6 protein-coding genes and 1 pseudogene are annotated in these 6,669 nt (G+C 59.7%); 3 read left to right on the top strand and 4 right to left on the bottom strand.

Features of this window, described 5'->3' with window-relative positions:
* Window positions 1–121: 121 nt before the first annotated feature.
* Window positions 122–790 (bottom strand): annotated as a pseudogene (locus tag EOA33_RS19580) (ArdC-like ssDNA-binding domain-containing protein); the annotation flags it as partial.
* Between the two features lie 611 nt (window positions 791–1,401).
* Here EOA33_RS19580 and EOA33_RS40615 point away from each other — a divergent pair.
* Window positions 1,402–1,971 (top strand): hypothetical protein, encoded by a 570-nt coding sequence (locus tag EOA33_RS40615; protein WP_245454735.1) that lies wholly within the window; start codon window positions 1,402–1,404, stop codon window positions 1,969–1,971.
* Between the two features lie 6 nt (window positions 1,972–1,977).
* Here the strand turns inward: EOA33_RS40615 and EOA33_RS19570 are convergent, their stop codons facing one another.
* Window positions 1,978–3,177 carry a cation:dicarboxylase symporter family transporter gene (locus EOA33_RS19570; RefSeq protein ID WP_306462679.1) on the bottom strand — a complete coding sequence of 400 codons (1,200 nt, stop codon included), beginning with the start codon at window positions 3,175–3,177 and terminating at the stop codon, window positions 1,978–1,980.
* A gap of 707 nt (window positions 3,178–3,884) precedes the next feature.
* On the opposite strand from EOA33_RS19570, the gene EOA33_RS19565 reads away from it, so the two are divergent.
* On the top strand, window positions 3,885–4,274 hold the full coding sequence (locus EOA33_RS19565) for a hypothetical protein (RefSeq protein ID WP_024505560.1): 390 nt from the start codon (window positions 3,885–3,887) through the stop codon (window positions 4,272–4,274).
* A gap of 189 nt (window positions 4,275–4,463) precedes the next feature.
* Here EOA33_RS19565 and EOA33_RS19560 read toward each other — a convergent pair whose 3' ends face one another.
* Complete coding sequence (locus EOA33_RS19560; protein WP_063169243.1) at window positions 4,464–4,709, bottom strand: hypothetical protein; 246 nt, start codon at window positions 4,707–4,709, stop codon at window positions 4,464–4,466.
* Between the two features lie 301 nt (window positions 4,710–5,010).
* Window positions 5,011–5,481, bottom strand: coding sequence for a hypothetical protein (locus EOA33_RS19555; RefSeq protein WP_245454734.1), 471 nt, complete (start codon window positions 5,479–5,481; stop codon window positions 5,011–5,013).
* A gap of 599 nt (window positions 5,482–6,080) precedes the next feature.
* Here EOA33_RS19555 and EOA33_RS40610 point away from each other — a divergent pair.
* Window positions 6,081–6,329: a DUF6074 family protein gene (locus EOA33_RS40610; RefSeq protein WP_063169245.1), complete on the top strand. Its 249-nt coding sequence runs from the start codon at window positions 6,081–6,083 to the stop codon at window positions 6,327–6,329.
* Window positions 6,330–6,669: the final 340 nt, after the last annotated feature.

Raw genomic sequence — 6,669 nt, 5'->3', positions numbered from 1 at the left:
GCTTCGATGGCGGCGATAATCTCATCAGTGATGCGGGCGTAAACATCAGCTCGGTTCAGGGAAGCCATGGTCATGACCTCCCTGCTGCAGGTGCCGAAGTAGGAAGGACACTTGCGATGAAACCTAATTCGTGAAAGCAGGTCCGGTAATAGTCGATCTGGTGGAAGAAAGCCGGCTGCGGCGGCACCTGTATGGTGTCGCTGCCGGGCATGTAGAAGGCGCGCTCGCCGCCGATGCGAAAATCAGCGCCGGTTGCATGAATGAGCGCCTCGGCCTGCGGGACCATCTCGCGCTCAGGCAGAGGCTCGCCGGCGGCGTAAAGATGTTCGGGCAGATTATCGCACTGCGCGACATCGAAGACGGTGAAGCGCTTCAGGAAGGGCACCGCCTGCGGTTCGTCGCCATCGGTGTCGGCGCGTTGCTTTTCGTTCTTGGGAACAAAGCGGTCAGCGTGAACGATGGTGGTGCCGTGCTCGCCCTTCCTGACATTGCCGCCAAGCGAAAGCGCCTGCCGGAAGGTGAGCCAGTTCTGGCTGGGGAAACCGCGCTCGATGACCGCGCCCCACAGGATCAGGATATTGATGCCGGAATATCGGCGCTGGGTGGCCGCATTCCGCGGCAGGCCGAGGCCTGTCCTTGCCCTGCCCCACGGCTTGACCCATGGCACGGTGCCGCGCTCCAGTTCGGCAATGATGCGGTCGGTGATTTCCTGATAAAGGCTGGCGCCGGTGCGCCCGCCACTGTCTGCGCCAGCCTGTCGGCTGCCGCAACGTTTGTTGTTTGCACGCATCGTGATGTCCTCCGCTCTACAATCGCGCGCCCTCCCCGGAAGCGGGGTGGGCGGCAAAAGCGACCGGAAAGGCCCGCCGTCGGAGGCGGACTGCATCAGCAGGACCGGAACGGAGTGGAGGACCCGAAAGCGACAAGCGAAGGGTTGCGGGACGCCGCGGCGGGCCTAGAAGGGAGTGCTGCCCACCCTGCGCCAGGGGGAAGGCCACAATAGAAAGACGCCGGCCGACAGGCCGGCGACCGTCAGCAGCCGAAGGCTGCCCCGCGCCAGGGGGCGATGCCGCAGGGCCAAGACCGCCTGAGCTTGCCGAAGAAAAGCGGGCTCGGTTCACGAGCACCCGGCCAGCGACTTCAGGCGCGGGCGCTCAGGATTGTTGTTGGCGCCCACGGCAGCTGGATGACCGCAACAAGATTACGAGGAGCGACAGCAAAGCCAGCTGCCACAAACGGCACGCTCCGGCAACAACAGCGTGGCCGGTCTACAGATGCTGCCCCGCACGAGAGCCAGCACGCTTTGAGCGCGCATCGGCGATGCAAGCGTTGCAAGCTGGCCATGTCCACAAGGTCGGCGACCACTATATCGCCGACCACCAACGCGGGCGTACCGTCTAAGTGCAGACCTTTCGCGAGTGCGCGGACCGCGCATTTCATCTGCGATGGCCGGATCTTGCATTCCCGCTTGAGCTGCTCAACGTCAAGGCCTACACGCGCTGCGATCTTGAGAGTGACCCTTCAACTGGGGGAAATCATAAGGGCGCGGTGGAATTCGTCGAACTTTCCCTGTTTTCTCGAGGCGAGTGCGGCGAAGGCTGGGAATTGGGAATCCGGTCCCAGGACCGGGAACTGTTTGATCACAAGCTTCAGATTGGGTTCATGCTTGAAGGCTTTTTGGTAGTTGATATCAGCCAGTCTGCAATGCGGACAGTTGTGGTAGTCATTGAATATGACCAGAACGGCATCGCCTTGCGGGTTGCCGGCGATTGGCGAAGGAGATCGTTGTCGAATGCGCCGCTCCACTTTTGCCTGTCGGTCGACCACGCCTGCCGGTGCAGGTTCGCGCTATATTGGCTCGCCAGCAAGGCGAGGAGTAAAAGAAGAGCTGCGACAGTGATGGCAGTCGGCTTAGACATGAGTCTCCAATCCATGGACGGCGTGGCAGCAACGGCCGCCTTTTTGGTGTAAAATGGGTCAGTTTTGATCGTGCCCCGCAGTTGCTACAGGCGCACAGGTGCCGGTGCGATCTGGCGGTTTCTCAAATACGGCTTTGCGCCATCGGGTCCACCCCAATAGCTGAGCGTCGTTCGCACGGGGAATTGTGTTCACCACGCCGGGCGACTTGACCGTCCACCGCCGGAGCGCTGAACGGTCCGCTAGTGAGGCGCTCCCCGAATCGTCGTTTATCCCGCTCGCCCCGGACCGGGTGACAGCCAGCGTTGCCGCTACGCTGCGGAGAAAAACCGTCAGCGCGTGGCATTCGGACATAAGCTGATCGACGCCAAGAATAAGCCCCACGGAGGTGACCGGTGCGGCCGGAACAAGAAAGAGCGTTGCAGCCATTGTGACGAGGCCTGCACCGGTAATGCGGGTTGTTCCGTTCGAAGGGAACAATGCGACAAACAGCATGAGGATCCGGCAGCCGATCGGGAGATCAGTTTTCGTCGCTTGGGCGATGAAAAGGGCGGCGAGCATCATATTCGTGCCGTCCAGATTGAATGGAATGAGACCCACGACCGAATGCGTGGCGCCGGCCCTTTCCATCTTCTCCATGAGCGAGGCCAGCGCGGCCTCTGAGGAGGACATTGCGAGCAGCAGCTCGTCCTTGATGTATCGGACGAGAGAGAAGAGCGAGCGGCCGTTGTAGCGGCAGACCGCGCCGAACAGGACCGAGAGGAACAAGACTTGCAGGATGTCGCCTTCCGCGAAGGCATTGGCAATCGTTGACGGGATGATGTTCATCAGGAAGCTGGTCACGGACTGCTCGTGAGCCGTGGCCACATAGCCCTTAACGGCTTGGACATCGAGCGAGGCCGGATCGATGTTGAGGCCGGCGCCAGGCTGAACGATATTCGCGACAATCAGCCCGACAACAAAAGCGAGCGTCGAAAAGGTGAGAAAATAGACCATCGCCTTGGCGGCAACTCGGCCGACCTTCTGCAGATCGCTCATGCCGGCAATGCCGGTCGCCATTGTCAGGAAGATGACAGGTACGGTGATTATCTTGACGACATCGACGAAGGCATCGCCGAGCGGCTTCAGGCTGTGGCCGGTCTCCAAATGGAAATAGCCGATTGCGGCACCCAGGATTATGGCGGCAAGTACCTGCACGTAGGTCCGGGCAAAATGGCGCTTGCGGGGCGCTGCGATCGCGCGGGGAACTCTTGGAACCAACACCGTCTCTCTCCTTGACCGGATCGGGGTGGGGCTCCTCCCTCTCCCATGCAGTGCTCCGGTCGAACGCTGCGCCCACTTCGGCGCAAACGATGTGCCAAATAGCAAAGAGGGGAAAACGCGCAGGACCTCACGCAATGCTTGCGATTCGCTCTCCCACACTCGTGCAGTGGTTGCCTGTCGCAACTATGGAAGGGTCGATTCTTGGGAACTCCAAAGGCCGCTCTTTGCGTCGAGCAGCTTGGCTGCCTGGAAGGTTCCCTCTTTGCCTTGCGGTCTGCGAGCTGAGTCCAGATCGTCATCATTTGGCTGCGCGCCGCACGGGGCTCGAAAGATTCAATCGAGGACGGGTCCTCTTGGAAAACGGGGGCAGCGTTGGTCAAGCCCTTCCACCCTGCTGTCCCAATGGTGTTCAGAAGCTCAGTTCACGATCAAGCGATGGATCAGCGTCATCTGGCGTTTGCGCCATCGCGGCGGCGTTGCAACGGGTCTGCCAAAGATGAGAAGGCCGCGAGGCAGGGTCCGAGACCTAGACTCCAACCTCATAGCGCGCTCGGCTCGCGTTCGGAAGGTTCGAACCGCAGCACGATCAGGTGGCGACACCGTTGGTCGGAACCGGAACCCGACGAATGATCGTTCGTGACCGACATCTGTGAACAAGCAGTATGTGTCATTGCAATCACCACCCGTTGCGCGGAAATGCCCATATGGCCGTGAATGAACTGGATTTGGTGATTTTCCAGATGGCGGTGGAAAGCGTCCGCTTGCTCTCTTCAAGCTTTGATGAGAAGGCGGCTGAGATAGCCACGAGGAGCCGTGGTAGCCTTCTTTTTGACGTGCGGGTGGACGGTGACCTGGAGGTCCAGCGAGTCGCAGCCATTGGATATCCAGGCGACAAGATCGGTGTGGTGGCATTGGACCGAGAGGGCCTTGTTAGCTGTTGTTGCCTAGTCAATGGCACCTTCTCACCTTTCATTGCACCGTTGGAGAACTGGACCAGCATGCCCCTTTCGATGCAGGCCCAGATCGATGTCACAGGCTATGCGAGGCTCCTTCTGGCCGCCTTGCGAAATGCTGGACATATGCTGGACAGGTAGCATCGCGATGATGTCTGTGATGAGATGGTGCAAACGGCTGGATGAGGCGATCGCTTGCTGGCAGCTTTGGCAACAAAGCGATCGGTGAGTTCGCAATGCTGGAACACGTCCTTTAGACTCTGCAGTTAAGTTAGCGGACTACCATCTGACGAATGCCCTCTGACAGTCTGCATGGCGCGGCATGCCCTCTTAGGAATGCAGCCGTGGTTCTACACCATCGGCTGTTTTTGTGTCGAAGGCGACGGGCACGCCATGAACGAAGGAAGCGGCCGCCAACAGTTCCTCCAACTCGCGGTCGGTGGCCTTGCATGCCGGCATTAGTGTTCGGATGGCGCGGATCGCCTGCGCCATGGAGAGAAAGCGGACCCTTCCCCTGGAAAGGACATAGGCTTCTGCGGCTTTTTCGACGGTGACGGTGTGAAACGAATTGGTCATGACGAATTCCTCCCTGAACCCTGACCAACCCGACTTATGGCACGAATTCGACCGCCTTCAAGCCTATGTCCGATTGCGGACAATAGCTGCGATTCGTTCAAAACCGCTGATGCTTTTGGGCGACCTGGTGAGGGGCAAGGAGACGTCGGCTGAACCCGTTTCAACCGACATGCTTCAGGCAGCGGCCAGGCCGAAATAACGCTGCTCCTCCTTGTCATAAGCGCCATGTGTGAGCTTTATCAATCCGGCACGGTCGATGATCGTGATCTCGCCGCGCTTGGCGTGCACCAGTCCTCGATACTCAAGCATTTGCAGGGCCGTGGTGACCCCGGGCGGTGGGCGCGAGCATGGTCGCCAGAAATTCATGCGTCGGGAGGATCTTATCTCCTTCCGCACGGTCGTGGACCATCAGCTGCCAGCGGGCCAGCCGTTCTTCGATCTTGGAGTGGCCATTGACCAGTGCCGTCCGGCATGATTGGACGAGGAACGCGTGGGCATAATCCAGCACTGAGGTGCGAAGCGACGGGCTAATCGCAGGGCGAAGGTTTTCAACCGGCAGGCGCCAGGTAGTGCTTTCCTTTCCGAGAATGACGGCAATTCCTTTCATCCCGTCATAGCCGACAATGCCGACTTCACCTTGCCGCCCGCCGGTCATGGTGGCGACCACCGACGCGATGCCCCTCTCGGGAAAATATACGTTCTTGATCGGCTGATGCGCGACCTCCAACTGGTCCTTGATGCCCGGTTCGACGTGATGCAGCGATGGTCGCAAAAGCGCGAAGTCCTGCGGGGTGAGGGCTTCAGCACCTGGTCGCGAAAGAGGGATCGGGCAAGGCTCTCTTCCAACGGGGCAAGAGCGCGTACGTCTTACTGTCGGCTGCACCGAAGTAAATGCCGGCCGATGCCAAAGCATAGGCTTCGAAACGCGCGATTGCAAAGCCCTGTCGGGGCAGTGCAGTCATGCTAGAAGTCGCGCCGCCTACGATAGGCAGCGGATGACATGATTCCCTTCTGCGGCGGCCACCAAGAACGGCTCGGGCACGCTTTAATCGTTCATACACAAGCTCGCAGGAATGTAAGCAGCGGAACAATCGGGTGATTCGTACCGCCCTGCCCTTTCAGAGATCAAGTCATTGGACGTCAATTCGGCTGGAACGCCTCGTCGAACGGCCCAGGAAAATGCAGCCGGATGAGCAATGGTGGTTCACCTTATGTGCGGTCCCGGATATGCGGTCCGGCGGCTCATCTCCCAATAGCTTGTCGATGGGGAAGTGGAACTCGTCATGTCGCCGCGAACCGTCACCGCGCTAGCGGGGCTCTTTTGAAGACGCCGGTGTTTTTCTTTGTGGAACTGAATCTGTGAGGTGATTGATGCATGAATCAAACATTTGCGTATTTCCGCTGCATCGGCGACGTATATTGGTCGAAAGTATCGCCCAGGCCCTCGAGACCAAGAACGGCGAGGCGGCGAGTGCGTTCTGGCGCTGTGCTGCCAAGAAAATGCTCATTCAATTGTCCGATGTAGGAATTGCGCCAGAGCTCGCTGCGCAGGAGGTTGGAAGCCTTCTTCATGCGGTCTTGGACGACATGGCCAACCGAACGGTAATGCACAAAGCATAGGCTCGGGCGCTGTTGGACCGCGCGTCAGCTCGGGTCCTTATCAGGGGACTGCTCCGACTGGCCGACGGTCCGGCCAAACCGGCATACCGGCAAAGGTTTGAGGTTGCGATCGCTCACGGCGGCCGGTCCAATATTCTAAGACGACCTCAGAAGCCACGTTGGCTTCTTTGGACGAAGCGGAGGGGCGCCATTTTGGCGTGCTCACGCTGGACTGCGGGTTGCGCCTACGGAAATCCAAAGTCCGGCCGCGCGAGCCAATCGACCGGAACAGTCGAAAGCTCGTGGGGGCGGGTCCGCTCACCCTCACGGCGGCGGTGGCGGCCGTGAGCAGACTTAACTC

The organism is Mesorhizobium sp. M4A.F.Ca.ET.050.02.1.1 (assembly GCF_003997725.1).
In the GTDB taxonomy this organism is placed as follows: Bacteria; Pseudomonadota; Alphaproteobacteria; order Rhizobiales; family Rhizobiaceae; genus Mesorhizobium.
The sequence above is the reverse complement of the archived record's forward strand: the minus strand, read 5'-3'. Positions and strand labels throughout refer to the sequence as shown.

Excerpts from the sequence above, each read along its gene's own strand:
- EOA33_RS19560 (WP_063169243.1), bottom strand. The coding sequence starts at position 4,709 with ATGACCAATTCGTTTCACACCGTCACCGTCGAAAAAGCCGCAGAAGCC.
- EOA33_RS40610 (WP_063169245.1), top strand. The coding sequence starts at position 6,081 with ATGCATGAATCAAACATTTGCGTATTTCCGCTGCATCGGCGACGTATA.
- EOA33_RS19565 (WP_024505560.1), top strand. The coding sequence starts at position 3,885 with ATGGCCGTGAATGAACTGGATTTGGTGATTTTCCAGATGGCGGTGGAA.